The 17,427-nt window shown below is 69.7% G+C and carries 19 protein-coding genes; 8 read left to right on the top strand and 11 right to left on the bottom strand.

The features are described 5' to 3' along the window. Nucleotides 1-9: 9 nt before the first annotated feature. Entirely contained in the window at nucleotides 10-405 is a 396-nt protein-coding gene (locus VF329_05215) for a RidA family protein (GenBank protein HEX7080392.1), read from the bottom strand. A gap of 237 nt (nucleotides 406-642) precedes the next feature. Here VF329_05215 and VF329_05210 point away from each other — a divergent pair, with 237 nt between their 5' ends. Next, on the top strand, nucleotides 643-1,467 hold the full coding sequence (locus VF329_05210) for a hypothetical protein (GenBank protein HEX7080391.1): 825 nt from the start codon (nucleotides 643-645) through the stop codon (nucleotides 1,465-1,467). 72 nt (nucleotides 1,468-1,539) lie between these two features. Here VF329_05210 and VF329_05205 read toward each other — a convergent pair whose 3' ends face one another. Further along, entirely contained in the window at nucleotides 1,540-1,914 is a 375-nt protein-coding gene (locus VF329_05205; protein HEX7080390.1) for a DUF2237 domain-containing protein, read from the bottom strand. A gap of 390 nt (nucleotides 1,915-2,304) precedes the next feature. On the opposite strand from VF329_05205, the gene VF329_05200 reads away from it, so the two are divergent. Then, a complete protein-coding gene (locus tag VF329_05200) occupies nucleotides 2,305-2,433 on the top strand; it encodes a hypothetical protein (GenBank protein ID HEX7080389.1) in 129 nt (42 codons plus the stop codon). 16 nt (nucleotides 2,434-2,449) lie between these two features. On the opposite strand, the gene VF329_05195 is transcribed toward VF329_05200, so the two are convergent. The 5 genes from VF329_05195 to VF329_05175 all read right to left on the bottom strand — a co-directional run bounded on the left by VF329_05195 (nucleotide 2,450) and on the right by VF329_05175 (nucleotide 6,525). Further along, nucleotides 2,450-2,935: a cytochrome c gene (locus VF329_05195; GenBank protein ID HEX7080388.1), complete on the bottom strand. Its 486-nt coding sequence runs from the start codon at nucleotides 2,933-2,935 to the stop codon at nucleotides 2,450-2,452. A gap of 50 nt (nucleotides 2,936-2,985) precedes the next feature. Beyond that, nucleotides 2,986-3,240, bottom strand: a complete 255-nt coding sequence (locus VF329_05190) for a hypothetical protein (protein ID HEX7080387.1) — start codon at nucleotides 3,238-3,240, stop codon at nucleotides 2,986-2,988. Then, entirely contained in the window at nucleotides 3,237-3,605 is a 369-nt protein-coding gene (locus VF329_05185; protein ID HEX7080386.1) for a hypothetical protein, read from the bottom strand. The genes VF329_05190 and VF329_05185 overlap by 4 nt, the downstream gene beginning before the upstream one ends. Nucleotides 3,606-3,678: 73 nt before the next feature. Further along, the gene (locus tag VF329_05180; protein ID HEX7080385.1) at nucleotides 3,679-5,748 is read right to left on the bottom strand and encodes an FAD-dependent oxidoreductase; all 2,070 of its coding nucleotides are present in this window, start codon (nucleotides 5,746-5,748) and stop codon (nucleotides 3,679-3,681) included. Between the two features lie 120 nt (nucleotides 5,749-5,868). Next, on the bottom strand, nucleotides 5,869-6,525 hold the full coding sequence (locus VF329_05175) for a TetR/AcrR family transcriptional regulator (GenBank protein HEX7080384.1): 657 nt from the start codon (nucleotides 6,523-6,525) through the stop codon (nucleotides 5,869-5,871). A gap of 141 nt (nucleotides 6,526-6,666) precedes the next feature. Here VF329_05175 and VF329_05170 point away from each other — a divergent pair, with 141 nt between their 5' ends. Both VF329_05170 and VF329_05165 read left to right on the top strand, forming a co-directional pair. Continuing rightward, nucleotides 6,667-7,569, top strand: a complete 903-nt coding sequence (locus VF329_05170; GenBank protein HEX7080383.1) for a hypothetical protein — start codon at nucleotides 6,667-6,669, stop codon at nucleotides 7,567-7,569. Nucleotides 7,570-7,668: 99 nt separating this feature from the next. After that, on the top strand, nucleotides 7,669-8,496 hold the full coding sequence (locus tag VF329_05165; protein ID HEX7080382.1) for a GNAT family N-acetyltransferase: 828 nt from the start codon (nucleotides 7,669-7,671) through the stop codon (nucleotides 8,494-8,496). A 28-nt stretch (nucleotides 8,497-8,524) separates the two neighbouring features. Here the strand turns inward: VF329_05165 and VF329_05160 are convergent, their stop codons facing one another. Beyond that, nucleotides 8,525-10,399 carry an alpha/beta hydrolase-fold protein gene (locus VF329_05160; GenBank protein HEX7080381.1) on the bottom strand — a complete coding sequence of 625 codons (1,875 nt, stop codon included), beginning with the start codon at nucleotides 10,397-10,399 and terminating at the stop codon, nucleotides 8,525-8,527. Between the two features lie 157 nt (nucleotides 10,400-10,556). Between VF329_05160 and VF329_05155 the strand changes: the two genes are divergently transcribed. Beyond that, nucleotides 10,557-11,411, top strand: a complete 855-nt coding sequence (locus VF329_05155; protein ID HEX7080380.1) for an MBL fold metallo-hydrolase — start codon at nucleotides 10,557-10,559, stop codon at nucleotides 11,409-11,411. Nucleotides 11,412-11,526: 115 nt separating this feature from the next. Here the strand turns inward: VF329_05155 and VF329_05150 are convergent, their stop codons facing one another. Beyond that, nucleotides 11,527-12,072 carry a CHRD domain-containing protein gene (locus VF329_05150; GenBank protein HEX7080379.1) on the bottom strand — a complete coding sequence of 182 codons (546 nt, stop codon included), beginning with the start codon at nucleotides 12,070-12,072 and terminating at the stop codon, nucleotides 11,527-11,529. 254 nt (nucleotides 12,073-12,326) lie between these two features. Here VF329_05150 and VF329_05145 point away from each other — a divergent pair, with 254 nt between their 5' ends. After that, the gene (locus VF329_05145) at nucleotides 12,327-13,532 is read left to right on the top strand and encodes an amidohydrolase family protein (GenBank protein HEX7080378.1); all 1,206 of its coding nucleotides are present in this window, start codon (nucleotides 12,327-12,329) and stop codon (nucleotides 13,530-13,532) included. Nucleotides 13,533-13,665: 133 nt separating this feature from the next. On the opposite strand, the gene VF329_05140 is transcribed toward VF329_05145, so the two are convergent. Further along, entirely contained in the window at nucleotides 13,666-14,331 is a 666-nt protein-coding gene (locus VF329_05140; protein HEX7080377.1) for a class I SAM-dependent methyltransferase, read from the bottom strand. 375 nt (nucleotides 14,332-14,706) lie between these two features. On the opposite strand from VF329_05140, the gene VF329_05135 reads away from it, so the two are divergent. Together VF329_05135 and VF329_05130 are read left to right on the top strand one after the other, a co-directional pair. Then, nucleotides 14,707-14,886: a hypothetical protein gene (locus tag VF329_05135; GenBank protein HEX7080376.1), complete on the top strand. Its 180-nt coding sequence runs from the start codon at nucleotides 14,707-14,709 to the stop codon at nucleotides 14,884-14,886. Between the two features lie 85 nt (nucleotides 14,887-14,971). After that, complete coding sequence (locus VF329_05130; protein ID HEX7080375.1) at nucleotides 14,972-16,327, top strand: PQQ-dependent sugar dehydrogenase; 1,356 nt, start codon at nucleotides 14,972-14,974, stop codon at nucleotides 16,325-16,327. Between the two features lie 190 nt (nucleotides 16,328-16,517). Here the strand turns inward: VF329_05130 and VF329_05125 are convergent, their stop codons facing one another. After that, entirely contained in the window at nucleotides 16,518-16,955 is a 438-nt protein-coding gene (locus tag VF329_05125; protein HEX7080374.1) for a GFA family protein, read from the bottom strand. Nucleotides 16,956-17,427: the final 472 nt, after the last annotated feature.

Here is a 17,427-nt window from a genome sequence, read left to right as displayed (position 1 = left end):
GCCGCCGCTTCACGCCACCGCCGTCGCTTCGATCTCGACGAGAAGCTCGGGCTGAGCGAGGCGCGTGATGCCGAGCAGCGTGCCGGAGGGCTTCACGGGCAACGACGCGAGACGCGCCGCGACCGTCTGCCGCGCGCCGGCGAAGGCCTCCATGTCCGTGACGTAGTAGTTCAACCGAACGACGTTCTCGAGCCCGAGGCCCGCGCGCGACAGCACCGTCTCCAGGTTGTCGAACGCGCGGTCGAGCTGCGCGGCCATGTCGCCGGGATGAAGCACGCGTCCTTCCGCGTCCACGGAAGTCTGACCGGCGCAAAAAAGCACGCGCCCCGCCCCCCGGACGTCGATCGCGTGCGAGAAATCGAACCGGTTCTGCCAGGTCCAAGGGTTGACCGCTTTCATGTCCATCGTGAAGCCCTCACCGCGGCTCGAGTGCCCGAGCCACTGATAACGTCGGGCCGACCGGGCGTCAACCGGCGCGAGGACGCCCGCGATCGCGGCGGCGTCTCGATCCGCGGCGCCCGCCGGAACGCATGCGTGCGCAAGCGACGACCGGCGAGCCTGCCGAGGCGGGCCGCCCGACACCCTTCCGCGATGCGGACGCCTCCGGTACGATCCGCGAGGTCTTCTCGCGTTCGGCCCTGTATGCACGCTGCAACGAAAGAAGTCGCCACGGTCGCCGTTCTTTGCTGCATCGCGTTGCTCGCCGGAGCGGCCACGGGCCAGGAAAGCGCGCCGGATGCAGCCCGCCGCGAGCCGCCGAGCACCGTCGACGACGAGGTCGTCGTGCGCGGGCGCAGCCGAGCGGAGCTCAGGCTGCAGATGCAGCTCGCCGAAGAGGCCGTGTACGCGCGCTTCAACGAGATCAACAGCAGCGACGAATTCGACATCCATTGCCTGCGGGAGCCGGTGACCGGCTCCCGAATCCTTCGCCGCGTCTGTCAGCCCGAGTTTTGGCGCAATGCGCAGGCCCGGGCAGCCGAAGAGACGGTTCGCGCGATGCAGGGTTCGCCGTCGACGCCGGTTGCCGCCGTTCTCGGCGAAGCGATGTACAAAGGCGAGCTTCTCGAGGACGAGATGCGGCGGCTGGCCCGAGAGGACGATCAGCTTTTGAAGGCGCTGCTTCGCCTCGCGAACCTCAAGATCGCGCTCGACGGGGGCCGCGTGCCTCGAGTCACGGCGGCACGCGTCAGCACGGCCGGAGACCACACGCTGCCTTACGGCGCGTCGCTGATGGCGGAGGTGCGCATCGAACGCGAGCCGTGGACGCACGAGCTCACCGAGCGCACGTTCACGATTGCACGGGTCTACGGCACGATCCGCGAGATCGCGGTCCACTGCGACGGGCACGAGGAGCAGCTTCAGTGGGAAGTCGGCGCGGAGTGGACGATTCCCGAGGACTGGGGCTCGTGCACGCTCGAGGTCGACGCCGAGCGGGGCACGACCTTCGCCTTGTACGAGTTCGAGTAGCCCGCCGCAGGAGCGTGAGCCTCGGCTCCGATCGACGAGCGTTCCGAATGGCCGCACGCGTCGCGGACGGCGTCAGCTCAGGTCCACGGCGAACTGCTTCAGCACGGCGAGCGGCACGATCTCGAGCGCACGCGCATGCGTGCTCTTCAACAGAACGCGAGGCGCCATGCCGTGCTCGTAGGCCTCGAGCCAGCGGGCGGCGCACAGGCACCAGCGGTCGCCGGGACGTAGGCCCGGGAAATCGAACTGGGGCATCGGGGTCGAAAGATCGTTGCCGCGGAAGCGGGAGAACTCGAGAAACTCCTTCGTCACCTCGACGCAGACGGTATGCGAGCCGATGTCCTGCGCGCCGGTGTTGCAGCACCCGTCGCGGAAGAAGCCGGTGCGCGGACGCTCGCTGCAGCTTTCGAGCGGCTCGCCGAATACGTTGACCGATTCGTCCATCATCCTCGGTCCTAACCATATCACGACGCGGTTACGCCCGGATGCGGCCCCCGGCGATGGGCGCGGCCGGCGGAGCCGCCGGGTTCTTCCGCCTCGGCCCCGTCCGGGTACGCAAAAATTGCAGAGACAGAACCAAAATCTTGGAAAGCCGCGGCGGCCGCCGAGGAGGGGCGGGCTTACCGGATGATTTCCGGCCTTGGGACGGGCTCATTACAGGCACATTACCCGGACCGAGAACGGAGGGGCGAGCTCGTGCGGCTCGCTGCAGCGTGGCATGCCGATTGCAAAAGCGAGCTTGCGAAAACAACAAAGGGGGTAACGACCATGACCCGGTTGTTCATCGGCGGTCACCGAGAGCTTCGTCGTCCCGTGAATCCGGTCGACGAATCACTGATGAGACGCATCGAGGAAGCGCGGCAGCGGCTGCGCATCGAGGGCAAAGAGGTCAAGGCGGTCAGGCGCGCACAGCGGCTCACGACCGTCCGCCGCTCGACGCCCGCACCGAGGCACGACGTCAGTTGACGCGCAGCGTCGCCGCCTACGGGGCGTTGCGTATTTCGATTCCCGACAGCGCGCCGGGCTCGGGCCGCAGCTCCGCGGTTCCGGCCGGTGCGCCGCTGACGAGAAGCATGTAGGCGACGAGGTCCGCGTACTCGCCGTCGGAAAGCGAGCGCGGATTGTTCTCGGGCATCGTCGTGCGGACGTACTCGAGCAACGCGGCGAGCGATCGTCCGTCCCACTTGCGCAAGAACTTCCGGCCCGCGATCGGCGGCGCCGGGAGCATGTCCGGGTCGTCGGGCGCGCCGTTCAAGCGCACGCCGTGACAGCGGCCGCACGGGCCCGGGTACACGTACTCGCCCCTCCTCGCCTGCGCCTCGGTGTAGACGCCGTCCCATATCGAGGCGCGAGCGCCGCGCTCGCGCCGGCGCTCCGCGGCATGGGCCTGCGCGGCCGGCTCGTCGGCTCCGGCGGGGCGCGCATCCATGCCGAGCGCCGCGGCCGCGGCGAGCCACGCGGCGGTCACGGCGCCGAGCCGCCTCGCGGTCGTCGGCAGGCGTGCCGCTCGCGGCGGAATCAGGGCCAGAGCTCCGCGTCGCTCGGCCCCGAATCCGCCTCGAGCTCCGCCCTGATCGTCGCGTCCGCCGTGGCCTCGGCGTCGCGGCGGAACGGAAAGTAGGCGCGGCTGGAGACGAAGAGCCGATAAGCGCCCTTCGGTACGTGCAGCTCCGCGACGCCGCGCTCGTCCGTCACCGCGCGGTACGGGTGAGCGACGACGCGGGCGCCCTTCACGGGTAACCCGCTCTGCCTGTCGACGGCGACGACGGTCAAGCGGCACTCTGGCGCCGGCACGACTCGGACGTTGAAGCCCGCACGCGCCTCGTCGTGTCCGCCGTCGTCTTCGCCGCCGCCCTCGACGGCCGGCGCGATCGCTTCCCAGGCGTGAAGCCCCTCGGCGTCGGGGCCGTGAGCTCGGCTTCGGCGTAATAGAGCGCGGTACCGAGCCACGGCTCGCTGCCGACCCTTCTCGAGGCGAGCACGCGGCCGTCGGCGTCGCGAATCCCGATCACCCACGTGTCCGGCTCGCACTCCGCGGCGCACTTCAGGCCGACCTTGACGTTGAACGTCGCGCCGCGCTCGATCGCGCTCGGCACGTCCCACACGACGAGAGTTCGACGATGGCTCTCTGCGGTCATTTTCGGGCCCTCCGCATCGATGATCCGGATCGCGAAGCTTCGAGCGCGCCGGCGCTTCCGCCGGCGCGCGCCGTCAGGCGGGCTCCTGCGCCGCGTTCGTGCCGGCGATGAATCCGTGCACGTGTCCCTTGCCGAGCCCGTGCTTGTTGAAGCCGCCGACCGCCTCGCCGCCCGCGTACAGGCCCGGGATCGGCTGCCCTTGCAAATCGATGACCTGCTGCTTGCCGTTGCAGCGCAAGCCGCCGTAAGAGTCGTGCCAGATGACCATGATCGAGAGCGCGTAGAACGGCGGCGTGTCGATGCGCTGCATCGGCGCATCGGCCTCGCGCTCGAAGTCGGGATCGGCGCCCGCGTCCACGTAGCCGTTCCACTTGGCCACGGTCTCGGCCAGATACTTCAGCGGCACGCGCTGGAACTCGTGGCCGGCTTCGATCTTCCGCGCGAGCTCCTCGATCGTGTCGGCCTTGAAGAAATAGCCGTTGTCCGCGACGTACGGATAGCGGAGCGTCCACTCGTTTCGATCGACCGCGGCCTGGTCGAAGATCGCCCAAAGCGGCCCCGAGTAATAGTGCGGCGGCTGCGAGCCCTCGTTCAGCGCGAGCGCCGCTTCGAGGCCGTGGTCGTAGCTGTACGTCTGCTGGAGCCACTCGTGCCGGCAGTTGCGCCAGTCCGTCGGCTTGTGCTCGATCCCGGCGTGCGGCGCGACGCCGCCGCCCGGATACTGGCCGCCGCCGGCTCTTCGCGGCAGGCGCACCTCGTTGAAGAAGCGCTTGCCGACCTGATTCACGGCGATCAGCTCCTCGAAGCCCGCGCTGCCGACGTTGAGCCCGGCGGAGCCGCGAAAGCCGAACGTCGGGTGTCCCGGCATCATGCCGGTGTACGCATCGCGCGTGCCGAGGCGCGTCGAGATGTGATAAGTGAGGCCGCAGAGATTTTGCTGCATCCCGGCGAGGTTCGCGCCGATCCTCAGCCCCGCGATCAGCGCGCTCGCGTCCTGGCTGTGCGGGCCGAGCAGCGCGAAGCCGCTCGTCGGGAACGCGGGCTCCCGCAGCGCCGGGTAGAACATGCTGCGCACTTCGGGATTCCCGGCATGCCCGCCGCTCGCGAGGATCACGGCCTTGCGCGCCCGGATGTGCACGACGTCGCGCCGCTCGTCGATGTTGCCGTTGCGCCAGTAGCTTTCGAGGCGCTCGCCGGTCTCCGGATGAAAGCGCGGCGAGTAGTGCGCGCGGATGCCGATCACCCTGCCCGCGAACGGCTGCTCGCGCACGAGCTCGGCGAAGCGGCGGTTCAACATGAACCGCACGCCCTTCTCGCGCGCGGAGAACTCGAGCGGGCGCGCGAGCGCGACGCCGTTGCTGACCGCGTTCGGGGCGACGAAGCGCGTCGCGTTGTTCATCTGCACCGGCGCAAACGGGCTCGTGCGCTCCGGATCGGCGAGCCCCGCATCTTCCTTCGTGATCGTGCCCGCCTTGATGTCCGTCTCGTCGCCGAGCATCAGGAAGCAGACGGCTCCCCTCGCGCGCGACATGCCGCCGCCCACGTGCGTGCCGTTGATCCGCCCGAAACGGACGTAGTTCTCCATCAGGAACTGGCGCGTCGCGGGACAGTTCTCCGCCCAGGCGCGGACGAGCTCGGGCTCGTTGTAGCGGTAGGGCGCCGCGCCCCGATGATCGACGATCGACCAGTCGGTGATGTCCTTGAACAAGAGCTCCACGTCGTCGTCGAGCTCTTCCGGCGCTTCCACCGGCGCCATCGTGACGAAGCCTTCCTTGTCGCTTTCGCCCTTCATGTCCCGGAGCTGAACCGGGTCGCCGCCGCCGAGGGAGACGAACGACCCGCTATGCAGCATCCGGCCGCCGACGTCGAAGTTCTGCTCGACGACGAGGACGCTCGCGCCGAGATCGCGCGCGCGGATCGCCGCCGTGAGCCCGGCGCACCCCGCGCCGGCGACGACCACGTCGAACTCGTAGTGCCACTCGATGCCGTCGACGCCCGAGGCGCGTTGCGCGGCGGCGCCGCCCGCTTCGAAGAGCGCGGCCGCGCCGAGGCCCGCGGCGCTTCCCGTGACGAACTCTCGCCGGCTCAGGCCCTTCTCGCGCGTGGGATCGGCTCGCCGCTCGTCTCGTTTCCGATCGGTCATGATATTCCCCCCGGAGCGACCTTCTCGCGACGTTAGCAGACAAAGGCCGCCGCGGGCACCCCCGATCGCGCACCGGAGCGCAACCCGCCGAGCGACGCGGCGAGCGTCGGGGCGGGCGTGCTAGCCGCGCCGCTCGAACGCGGCTCTGCTCGATTCGAGCAGCCGCCGCACCGTTGCGAGCGCGCGGGCGCGCGATCCGCCGGAGACGCGTTCGGCGAAGTTTCGGTTGTCGATCGCGAGCGTCGCGAAGCCGTGCACGATCGACCAAGCGAGCGCGATCTTGTCCGTGTCCAGGTCGGGCGGCGCGCCGGCTTCGCGGCTCACCCGATCGATGCACTCGACGAGCTGACCGAAGGCACCGGCGCCGGCCGCGGCCAACGACGCACGGTTCGAATCGAGCCGCTCGCTGCGGAACATGAGCTGGAAGCGGGCCGGATGCGCCAGCGCGTACTCGACGTAGCCGATCCCGCTCGCGACGAGCTGCTCGAAGGCGCCGGAGGCCGCCTCGGCGCGCCGCCGGCGCATCGACTCCGAAAGCTGCGCGAACGACTCGGCCGTGAATTCGGACAAGAGACCGCGCACGTCGCCGAAATGATGCGCGGGAGCACCGTGAGAGACGCCCGCCCGCCGGGCGACCTCGCGCAGCGTGAAGCCTTCGACGCCCGAGGATTCGAGCAGCGCCTCGGTGGCCCCGAGCAGCGCGCGGCGCAGGTCGCCGTGGTGGTAATGGCGCTTCGCGTTCTTCCGCGCCGGCGCCCGCTTCTTCGATTCGGCCATGAGTCCCCGATCCGGGCGGCAGGTTTCCGTTCCGAGCGGCGGCCCGCCCTCTCGTCCACCGCTCTAACTTGACATTGTCTAGTTTAGCGTCTACCGTGGCCTCTCACAAACTAGACATTGTCTACATGGAGAGGCCCGAGCATGTCATCCGTCTGCGAAACGCCGTTCTCCGCCGCCGACGCCGCGCCCCGCGTCGCCGACAGCCGTGTCGAAGCTCGTGCGCCGGTCGCGCGCCTGCGCGCGGCCGCACACTCGTTCCGCATCCTGCACCGGCGCCAGCCGGCGCTCGCGGCCGCGGCCGCGATCGCGCTGCTAGGCGCCGTCCCGTGCCTTCTTGCGATGCTCGTCGATGCGCGCACCGTCAACGGAGTGGATGTGTGGATCAAGCCGACGAAGTTCTTCGTGTCGCTGACCGTCTACTTCGCGACGCTCGCGTGGGCGTTCGGCTACCTGCCGCGCGCCGCGCAGCGCACCCTTGCCGGTAAGCTCGTGATCCGCGGCGCGATCGCGGCCGCGGTCTACGAGATGACCTGGATCGTGGCCGCCGCCGCGAACGGCACGACGTCGCACTTCAACACGTCGTCGCTGCTCTCACAGGCGGCGTACGCCGTCGGCGGTCTCGCCTCGCTCGTGCTGATCGGCGCGATTCTCGTGCAGGGCGTCATGATCGCGCGCCAGCGCGCCGTGCCGATCGCGCCGGCGCTGCGCTGGGGGATCGTCGCCGGCGCGGTGATCGCGTTCGGCGCGACGCTGATCACCGCCGGCTACATGTCGACGAGCGGCGCGCACTGGGTCGGCGGCGTGGCGTCCGACGCGCAGGGTCTGCCGCTGCTCGGCTGGTCGCGCACGGGCGGCGACCTTCGCGTCGCGCACTTCTTCGCGCTGCATGCGCAGCAGGCCATGCCCGCGCTCGGTCTGCTCGCCGTCGCGCTCGGCCGGCCGCGCGCGTGTGGCGCGGTCCTGCTCGGTGCGCTCGGCTGGGTGGCCCTCGTCGGCTACACGTTCGTGCAGGCGCTGCGCGGCGTGCCTTTCCTGGCGCTGTAGCCGAGACCTCGGCCGCGGCGCCGGCCGGAATCGCCGGCGCCGCGGCCGCAGCGTAGACTTGGTTTCTCTCGTCGCCGCAAGCATCCGATCATGCCGACTGTGCGAATACGAAGATACTCGAGCGCGTCGGCGTTTCTCGGCGCGGCGGAGCCCTGGCTGTTGCGCGCCGAGGCCGAGAACAACGTGGCGCTCGGCATCGCGCGGCGCGTCCGCGCCGAGGCGGACGACGCATCGAGCATCTACTGGGCGACGGTCGAGCGCAACGGCGACGTCGTCGGCTGCGCGTTTCGGACGCCGCCGCACCGCGTCAGAATCACCACGCTACCGCCGGACGCGGCTGCCTGCCTCGTCGAAGACGTGCACGAGGCTTGCGGCCGCGTTACGGGCGTCGGCGGTCCGGTCGCCGAGGCGGAGCGGTTCGCCGAAGAGTGGGCGCTTCGCTTCCGTGCGGAGTGGAGGGTGCGAATGCGCCTCAGGCTTCACGTCCTGACGCGCGTGATCTTCCCCGAGCATCCGCCCGACGGCGAGCTTCGCCCGGCGGCTGCCGAGGAATTGCCGCTCGTTCTCGAATGGACGCGCAATTTCGTGCGCGACGTCGACGTCCTCGAAGACCCGGAGAGGCTCGCGTTACGGCTTCTCGCGTCCGGCCGGCTCTATTTCTGGGACGACGGCGGACCGCGATGCATGGTGGCGGCGGCGCGCGATACGCCGAGCGGCGTGTGCGTCAACGCCGTGTACACGCCTCGCGAGGAGAGGCGGCGGGGCTATGCGACCGTCGCCGTGGCGGTGCTGAGCCGATTGCTGCTCGCCGACGGTTATCGCTTCTGCTGCCTCTACACCGACCTAAGCAATGCGACCTCCAACGCCATTTACCGCCGCATCGGCTACGAAGCGCGGCACGACGAGGTCGACATCGATTTCGGATGAGGTAGTCCGCCCGCGCCGCCTGCCTCGGCTAATCGAGATAGCGCGCGAAGAACGGCAGCACGTTCTCGCGGAAGCGCTGCGCGACGCGATTGCCGTGGTTGCCTTCGTAGATCTCGAACGTGTGCTCGATGCCGAGGCGCGTGAGCGCTTCGTCCAGCTGCTCGTTGCTCTCGCTGAGCCGGTCCTCGTTGCCGACGTCGAGCGCGATCGCGCGGTAGCCGTTCAAGCTCGTCACGTACTGATCGACGAGCACCAGCGGCGAGTTGGCTGCCCATTTGGCCTGCACGATCGGCTGCGGCTCGCCGTCCACGTACGGCCAGTCGAGATAGAGCGGCGGGTTTTGCGGGTTCGGCGCCCACGCAGCCGCCTGCGCGAGCAGGACGTTGCCGAAGCCGCCGCCGGAGGACGGAGTGCCGTCGGCCGTGCGCTCGAGCTGCGCCTGCACGGCCTCCTCGGACGGCGCGCGGTTCATCAGACAGCACGAGCTCATCGCATACAGCGCGCCGAAGACGCCCGGGTGCTTCATGCCGATCCGCATCGTGCCGTAGCCGCCCATCGAGTGCCCCGAAAGGCCCCGGCTCCCGGGGCTCGCGACCGTCCGGTAATGCTCGTCGACATACGCGACGAGATCCTTCGTGACGAACGATTCCCAATCCCCGGTGGTCGGCGAGCTCGAGTACATGCTGCCGTTGTAGCGCGTGTACGCGTCCGGCAGCACGACGATCATCTCGCGCGCACCGTCTGCGATCGCCGCGTCGAGCGACTCGGGCCAGCCGAGAAGATCGACGTACCTTTCGGCGCCGACGCCGTAGCCGTGCAGGAAATAGACGACCGGATAACGGCGCGCCGGCGACGACGCGTAGCTCGGCGGCAGATAGACGAACACCTCGCGGTTCGGATCGTCGCCTTCGAGGTTGCCTTCGAGCGAGGCGCCGTGCACGGTGATCCGCTCGAGCGTGCCCTTCGCCGGTGCAGTCGCCGCCGTCGGCGCGCTCAGCCCCTTCGAGCGGGTGTCCCAGTTCGGATTCGTGCAGAGCTCGCAGTTCTCGCCGACGAACATCGCGGCGGCCTCCGCGTCGCCCTTCAGCGTGTAGCGCAGCCAGCTCGACGCGACGTTCGCGAACTCGCCGCCGCCCGGGTGATCGACGGTCGCCGTGTGGCCGGCGTTGTGCCGGGCGCCGTAGAAGGCGGGCACGTGGTCGATCGCGTCGAAGGTCGCGGCCGAGGCTTCCATCATGAAGTCGCGCTCGTGGCCGTTCACGAGCAGCACCGGCCCGTGCAGAGCGGGAAGCGCGTCGGCCGTCGGAAACGCCGACGGCGGCGCGTCGGGGCGCGCGGCCTGAACGCCGGAGTTGAAGACGCCGATCGTGTCGACGCGGGGATCGGCGCCGAGGCTGATCGCGAGGAAGCCGCCGCAGGACTGGCCCATCACGGCCATGCGATCGGTGGCGATCTTGCCTTCGAGCGGCGACCCGTCACGCGCGTTCTCGGCTTCCGCCCAATCGAGCGCCGCGCGGAGGTCGTCGTCGGTGGCGCGCCGGCGCTCCGCGCCTTCCTCGGCGGCCGTGGCGATCACGAGGAAGCCGTGCGAGGCGATCGTCGTCAGATACCCGGAGTAGCGGCGGCTGTTGATCGCGCAGCCCCCGTTCCCCCACGCCATCACCGGCAGCGTGTCCTGCTCGGGAAACGCGTCGAGATCGGCGGGGCGGAAGACGACGTGGCCCGGCGAGCCGAAGGCCGGCTCCGAGACGACGTCGTAAGGCCCGGGCACCGCTTTCGGCGCACCCTCGAGGGGCAGGGCCGTGGCGATCATCTCGGGCGTGATGCCGGGCGGCTGAGCGCTCGCCGCGGCGGCAAACCCGAGGGACGCGACGCAACCAAGGATCAGCGACGTTCTAGGCATGACTGAAGCTCCCCCGCCTGGATCGATCCCGGCCCCATCATCGTCCAGCATCTCGGCCGGACGCAAGACTTGGCAGCTTCGCGCGGCGGCCGTGGATTCCGTCCCCTGTAGTACCATCGCCGCTCGGGCCGGCGAGCGGTCGGCCGTGGGAGGAACCATGAACGAGAACGTTCGGCGATGGTGCAGCGCTGCTCCAGCGCTGCTGGCCTCGCAGCTCGCGCTGGCGCAATTCGGCACCGAGCCCGCGCCGCTCGAGCTGATCGAGCTGCGCGACGACATGTACGTCATCAGCAACCCGGCGGTGCCGGGTCTCGTCACCGCGCTGATCACCGACGAAGGGGTGCTGCTCGTCGACGACAAGTTCGAGATCGATCACGACAACATCATGGCGATGCTGCGAACGGTGACGGATCAGCCGGTCGTGTATGTGATCAATACGCACCACCATGCGGATCACAGCGGCGGCAACGCCAAGCTCCAGGCGCTCGACGCCATCGCGGTCGCGTCCGACGAAGCACGGGCGCGGATGGTCGCGCTGAATCAGCCCGGGCTGCCGGACATGACGGTGAGCGACCGCGCGACGATCTACATCGGCGGGAAGACCGTCGAGCTCCACAAGGTGGGCCGGGCACACACCGACGGCGACCTCGTCGTGCTCTTCCCGGATCACGGCGTGCTCGCCACCGGCGACATCTTCGCGAACGGCGAGGGCACCTCCGCGCAGCTCGTCGACTATGCGGGCGGCGGCAGCGCGAAGGAGTGGCCGAAGGCGATCGAAGCGGCGCTCGAGCTCGACTTCGAGACGGTCGTCCCGGGCCACGGGCTGGTCTCGACCCGGGCGGATCTCGAGGCGTATCTCGAGCGCGCGAAGCGTTTCAGCGAGACGCTTTCGGAGCTCGTGAGCCAGGGCAAGTCGCGCGAGGACGTCGAAGCCGTCGTGCGCTCGGAATTCGACTGGGAAGACTTTCACGTGCAGATGTCGCTCGACGGCCTGATCGACGAGTTCCGTTGATCGCGAATCGCGTCGAGGCCGGCGCCGACGCGAAGGCCAGCGCCGGCGCCGAGGCTGGCGCCGACGCAAGCGCGAAAGGCAAGAAAACGGCCGCGAGGGACGAGCGCGGCGCGCGTTACCGCAGCGTGCCGCGGATCTCCCCCGCGCGCGAATCGCCGGCCCTGCCCGTGGGCGTCGACGGGTCGAGGTCGTCGGTATGCACGACCACGGACGCGCGTCCCTGCAAGATCGCGTCGATCAGCCCTTGCACGGTGCCGCTGCCTTCTTCGAGCGGGTTCCAGTCGTCGACCTGGCCGTCCGTGATGACGAAGCCGGCGCCGAGGCTGCCGTTCACGCGCTCCGTCACCGTCGTCTCCGGCGGCGGCCCGCCGGTGATCCAGTAGGCGATCGGGCCGGCCGGATCGGTGACCTCGACCGGCTCGGGGGCCACGTGAATGTGCGCCATCAGGAGATTCTCGATCCCCGCAACCTCCACTCGAAAGGACAGCGCCGTGCCGCCGTCGATCACCTCGACGACCGCGTGGCCGACCGCGTTGGTGGTCACCGGCCGGCCGTTCAGGTCGAAGCCGAAGAGCTGGGCCGAGAAGCGCTGCGGGGGCGCCCCGGCGGCGACGCCGGCCAAGCCGAGGCCGAGAGCGAGCACGACGAGCCGTCTGCACATGTTTCCGATCCTCCCCTCTTGTTCTTTGGCATCGAACGGCGGTCGTATGTGCCCTCCGCGGGCGAATAGGTTCATCGGTGCGCCTGGCGCTTCGCGGGTGTGCTCGCGCTTCGCGGGTGCGCCTTGCGCTCCGCGGGCGCACCTCGCGCGTCGCGGCGCTCTCGCCGGCGCGCGACTTGACGCCCCCCCGGCGCTCCGGCTTTGATACGCGAGGGCTCGCGGAGCCTCAACTCGACTCTCGGGGGAGAGAAATAATGAAGAGCACGCCCCAAGCCCCGCTCGCCGTCGCCGCCTTCCTCTTCGCGCTCTGCCCGAGCTTCGCGGCCGCGCAGGACGTCGCGATCACGAACGCGCGGATCATCGTCGGCAACGGCAGTGTGATCGAGTCCGGAACGATCGTCGTCCGCGACGGGAGAATCGCCGAGGTCGCGAGCGGCGGGACCGACACCGGAGGGTTGACGACGATCGACGCGCGCGGCATGACGGCGATGCCCGGCTTCATCGATGCGCACCGCCACATCAACACCGGCCCGAACGAGAAGGAGGAAATGCAGGCGCTGCTCGAAGCGGGCTACACGACCATCCTCTCCGGCGGCGGGCCGGCCGACGGCAACATCGTGCTGCGCGACCGGATCGAGAGCGGCGAGATCAACGGGCCGCGGATCATCCCGTCGGGGCGGATCCGGCTCGCGGACGAGACGCCGGAATCGGCCCGGGCGGCCGTTCGCGAGATGGCGGCCATGGGCGTGAAGTTCACCGGCGAGATCGCGCTCACGCCGTTGCCGCGCCCGAGCCTGCACGAGATCGAGGTGCTCCAGGCGGTCGTCGACGAGGCCGCGAAGGCCGGCGTCACGGTGCAGGTGCACGCGGTCAGCACGGCCGCGATGGTCGCGGCCGTCGAGGCGGGCGTGCGGCGCCTGGTCCACCTCCCGAACAAGGACTTCGTCGACCGCGACGCGGCCAGGATGCTCGCCGACACCGACACGCTGATCCTCGCGACGATCGGCTTCGGCGCGCCGATCTTCGGCGTGTTCGCCGAGGACAACGAGCCGCGCTTTCGCAACGGGGAGCCGTGGCCGGAATCGATTGCCGGCGCGAATCGCGACGCGCAGGGCCGCGCGCTCGGCACGGAGATCGGCTACACGATCGTCAACGCGAGAACCGTCTGGGACGAGGGCGCCGTGCTCGGCTACTGCACGGACTCGCGCTACGACCCGCTCGCGGGGCTTCGGCATGAGCTCGAGTCCTACAACGTGATGTTCTCGATGCAGGACATCGTCCGGCTGATGGGGCCGAACACGGCCGCCTACATCAACATGGCGGACGAGCTCGGCACGCTCGAGGCCGGCAAGCTCGCCGACATCGTGCTCGTCGACGGCAACCCGATGGAAGGCTACTGGAACATGCTGAACGCGAAGGTCGTTCTGAAGGAAGGGGTCGTCGTCGTCGACAAGCGCTGACCGGCGCGCGGGCCGAGCCCGCGGGCGCCTCTATCCTCCCGCGGCCGCCTCTGACCTCGACCGAGTGCGCGCGCCCGCGGTAATCGCGGCGCCAGCCATGCGGCGTCGGGCCGCGGCGCCGGCCGATCGGCGCCTACCCGCGCTTGCGGAACAGGGTCAGGCCTTCGCCGACGGTGAGCATCGCGAGATCCACGCGCTCGTCCGTGCGCACGAAGTCGTTGAACTCGCGCAGCGCCTTCGCGTTCACCGTCTCCTGCGAAATGATCGGCGCGCCGGAGATCGCGAGCGTGTTGTCGACGGCGATCAGTCCGCCGGGCCGGATCAGCTGCAGAAGCTTCTCGTGGTACACGAGATAGTTCGGCTTGTCGGCGTCGAGGAACGCGAAGTCGAACCGCCCGGCCTCGCCGGCCGCGAGCAGCTCGTCGAGCGTCTCGAGCGCCGGCCGGAGACGCAGGTCGATCCGCGACTCGACGCCCGCCTCGCGCCAGAACCGCCGGCCGATCGCCGTCCATTCGGCGTTCACGTCGCACGTGATCACCTCGCCGTCGGCGGGCAGCGCGAGCGCAACGGCCAGCGCCGAATAGCCCGTGTACGTCCCGATCTCGAGGCAGCGGCGCGCGCCGATCAGCCTCACGAGCAGCGCCATCAGCTGCCCCTGATCCGGGCCGATTTGCATCTCGCTCTGCGCGACGGGGGCCGTGGCTTCGCGCAGCCGCGCGAGCACCTCCGGCTCCCGTGACGACGCCTGGAGCACGTAATCGTAGACCTCTCCGTGGGTCAAACGGGTTCGCTTCGCCATGCGCGGCACTCTAGTCGCGCGGTCCGCAAATATCCATATGGGATGCTCGACCGGGACCCCGCACGCAGACACGGCCCCTCGTCCCGCATGCGGGACGGCAGCGCCCGCTCCTGGGACGGCCCGAGCGCGGCGGCCGCGGTGGGCGCGGAGAATCGCGAACAATCAACGGCCTGGAGGGCGCCCGCGGGCTGGCACGGTCGTTGCGTCTCGGAGCGGGCACGTCACACGATCGGCGTCGAAAACCGCTTCGAGAAGGCTGCGCTCATGTACTCGTTCCTCATGCAGCAATCTCGCGAACCTCCTGCTGGCGCGCGGCATCTCCCGCAGCGGTGAGATCGCGATCCGCGAAGCGCTCGCCGAGATCCTCGAGGCCTGGTGCTGGCCGTGCTCGCGGCGCGAGGGCTCGAAAGCTTGCTGTTCGGCGTCGCTCCACTCGACGGAGTCACGTTCGCGGGCAGCGTCGCCTTGTTGCTGGCCGCGGCGGCTTTTGCCGCGTTCCTGCCGGCCAGGCGGGCGGCCCGGGCGAATGCGGTCGACGTGCTGCGAAGCCGGTGACCCACGCGGGCCGGCGAATCCCCCACCCGGCCGATTGTGTCAAAATGCTCCGCGAACACGAATTCCGAATCGATCGGGGGATGACATGCTGATTCCACGCTTCGCCCTCGCCGGCGCCGCCGTCGTGCTGATCGCGCCGATGCTCCTTTCGAGCCCCGCCTCGGCACAAAGCTCGCAGAACGCACCCGACTGGACGAACGACGCGCCCGGCCGCGTCCACCGCATCGACGTCGCCGCGCTGCCCGAGCCCTTCGCGACGCCTTCGAACGTGAACTTTCCGCGCGTCGTGCCGAAGCCCGATAGCGCCTCCCTCGAGCTCCCGTCCGGGTTCACGATCGACGTCTTCACGCGCGACGTCGACGGTCCGCGCACGATGCGCGTCGCGCCGAACGGCGACATCTTCGTGGCCGAGACGCGCGCCGGGCGCATCAAGGTGCTGCGTCCTTCGGCCGACGGGGCGAGCGTCGCGAGCACCACGACGTTCGCGGAAGGCCTGACGCGGCCGTTCGGCATGCAGTTCTACCCCGCGGACGAGCCCGAGTGGCTGTACGTCGCCGAGAACAACCGCGTCGTTCGATACGCCTACGACGCCGGCGACACGGAGGCGTCAGGCGAGCCGGAGGTCGTCGTGCCGCAGCTCGCGGAGACCACGGAGGGGCACTACACGCGCGATCTCGTCTTTTCGCCGGACGGCGAGCGCATGTTCGTCTCGGTCGGGTCGGAATCGAACGTGGCCGAGGACATGCCGAAGAAGACGCCGGAGGAGATCCAGGCGTGGGAAGCCGAGCACGGGCTCGGCGCCGCATGGGGCGACGAGACCAATCGGGCCGGCGTGCTCGTGTTCGAGGTCGGCTCCGACGAGCCGGGCAAGATGTTCGCCACAGGCATCCGCAACTGCGTGGCGCTCGCGATTCAGCCCGACACCGGCGATCTCTGGTGCACCGTGAACGAGCGGGACGGCCTCGGCGACAACCTCGTCCCGGACTACTCCACGCGAGTACGAGAAGGCGGCTTCTACGGCTGGCCGTGGTACTACATGGGCGACAACGAGGACCCGCGGCACGAAGGCGAGCGGCCGGACCTTGCCGGCAAGACGATCACGCCGGACGTGCCGTATCAGGCGCATTCCGCCGCGGTCGGGTTCACGTTCTACACCGAGAGCTCGGGCCCCGCGGCGTTTCCCGACGAGTACGTCGGCGATGCCTTCGCGGTGTTCCACGGCTCCTGGAACCGCGAGGACCGCACCGGCCACAAGGTCGTGCGCGTCCCGATCGAGAACGGCGTGCCGACCGGCGAGTACGTCGACTTCCTGGTCGGCTTCATCACCGAGGACGGCGCACCCTGGGCGCGGCCTTCGAGCCTCGTGCAGGCGAGCGACGGCTCGCTGCTCTTGAGCGACGACGACGGAGACGTGATTTACCGGATCGCGTACACGCGCTGACGTACGCGCTGAGCCGCCTCGGAGCCGGGGCCGGCTCTCAAGGGCGACCCGAGGGCTGCTCGACGCGGGGGCCGCTACGCGCGGAGTCGCGGCGCCCGGGCCGCTGGGGCGTCAGAGTCTCCACGTCAGAGTCGCTCGGCGCCGGGGCCGCTCGGCGTCGCGCGCGGCCCCGGCCCGAAGACGAGAACGGTCAGGCGGAAGCCGGCCAGACGAAGTCGGGGCGCAGGCCCTCGTAGACCGGGCGGCCGTCGTTCGGGCGTTGACCGCCTGAGGACGCGTCGAAGAACGCGTGATACGTCGGCTGCAGCCGAGCCGAGTCGTACCCCATCAGGTTCGGCACGATCACGCGGATCCGCCGCTGCTTGTCGTCGAGCATGATCGGCGCCCCGCAGGTCGCGCACGTGCAAAGCTCGAGCGGCCCGTTCGGGTTCTGATCGTTGAACGGCTGGCGCTTCAGGCTCGCGCCGTTGTCGACCTGCAGATCGCCATGCTTGAAGAAGACGACATGGGTCGATTCCTGGCCCGTGACGCGCTTGCAGACCGAGCAGTGGCAAATGTGGTTGTCGATCGGCTCGCTGTCCGAGTGGGTGTGAACGTGATCGCAACCCCCAGCATATCTATGTGCCATCGTTGGTTGTCCTTGTCTTGTCGTTGTCGATTCCGCCGGCCATGGGCCGACGACGGAATGCACCCTGGCGCCTCGATTATATAGGGGACGGACAGCGGCGCGTCGACTGCCCCCGCGGGTGCGTTCACCGATGCGCGGATGCACGCCGTCCCCCGCCGGTCTGACTCTGCCGGTGCGTTCACCGACTCCGCCGGTGCTTCCGTCCCCCGCCGGTGCTTCCCGAGAATGCCGTCTCGGCCGGTGCACTCCGTCCCTGCGAGTGCGTCACCGACTCCGCCGGAGTGTCACGCCTCCGCGGGTGTGTCAGGCTTGCGGCAGCGCCGTCCTTCTCCGCGCCTCGTCGATCCGGTCGCAGAGCAAGCCGACGGCGAAGTGATAGTCCATGCGCTCGCCGGTCCACCGGCAGCGCGCCGTGTCCGCATCGATCGAGAGACCCGCACGGCGGTTGAGCTCGCGCAGCGTCGTCCGCCCG

Source organism: Gammaproteobacteria bacterium, from assembly GCA_036381015.1.
Classification (GTDB): Bacteria; Pseudomonadota; Gammaproteobacteria; order Steroidobacterales; family Rariloculaceae; genus ZC4RG20.
Note: the sequence above shows the minus strand (reverse complement) of the source record. Positions and strands in the feature narration are given on the sequence as shown.

Coding starts and splice junctions, on each gene's coding strand:
- VF329_05215 (HEX7080392.1), bottom strand. CDS start 405: ATGGACATGAAAGCGGTCAACCCTTGGACCTGGCAGAACCGGTTCGAT.
- VF329_05210 (HEX7080391.1), top strand. CDS start 643: ATGCACGCTGCAACGAAAGAAGTCGCCACGGTCGCCGTTCTTTGCTGC.
- VF329_05205 (HEX7080390.1), bottom strand. CDS start 1,914: ATGATGGACGAATCGGTCAACGTATTCGGCGAGCCGCTCGAAAGCTGC.
- VF329_05200 (HEX7080389.1), top strand. CDS start 2,305: ATGAGACGCATCGAGGAAGCGCGGCAGCGGCTGCGCATCGAGGGCAAA.
- VF329_05185 (HEX7080386.1), bottom strand. CDS start 3,605: ATGACCGCAGAGAGCCATCGTCGAACTCTCGTCGTGTGGGACGTGCCG.
- VF329_05180 (HEX7080385.1), bottom strand. CDS start 5,748: ATGACCGATCGGAAACGAGACGAGCGGCGAGCCGATCCCACGCGCGAG.
- VF329_05175 (HEX7080384.1), bottom strand. CDS start 6,525: ATGGCCGAATCGAAGAAGCGGGCGCCGGCGCGGAAGAACGCGAAGCGC.
- VF329_05170 (HEX7080383.1), top strand. CDS start 6,667: ATGTCATCCGTCTGCGAAACGCCGTTCTCCGCCGCCGACGCCGCGCCC.
- VF329_05160 (HEX7080381.1), bottom strand. CDS start 10,399: ATGCCTAGAACGTCGCTGATCCTTGGTTGCGTCGCGTCCCTCGGGTTT.
- VF329_05155 (HEX7080380.1), top strand. CDS start 10,557: ATGAACGAGAACGTTCGGCGATGGTGCAGCGCTGCTCCAGCGCTGCTG.
- VF329_05150 (HEX7080379.1), bottom strand. CDS start 12,072: ATGTGCAGACGGCTCGTCGTGCTCGCTCTCGGCCTCGGCTTGGCCGGC.
- VF329_05145 (HEX7080378.1), top strand. CDS start 12,327: ATGAAGAGCACGCCCCAAGCCCCGCTCGCCGTCGCCGCCTTCCTCTTC.
- VF329_05140 (HEX7080377.1), bottom strand. CDS start 14,331: ATGGCGAAGCGAACCCGTTTGACCCACGGAGAGGTCTACGATTACGTG.
- VF329_05130 (HEX7080375.1), top strand. CDS start 14,972: ATGCTGATTCCACGCTTCGCCCTCGCCGGCGCCGCCGTCGTGCTGATC.
- VF329_05125 (HEX7080374.1), bottom strand. CDS start 16,955: ATGGCACATAGATATGCTGGGGGTTGCGATCACGTTCACACCCACTCG.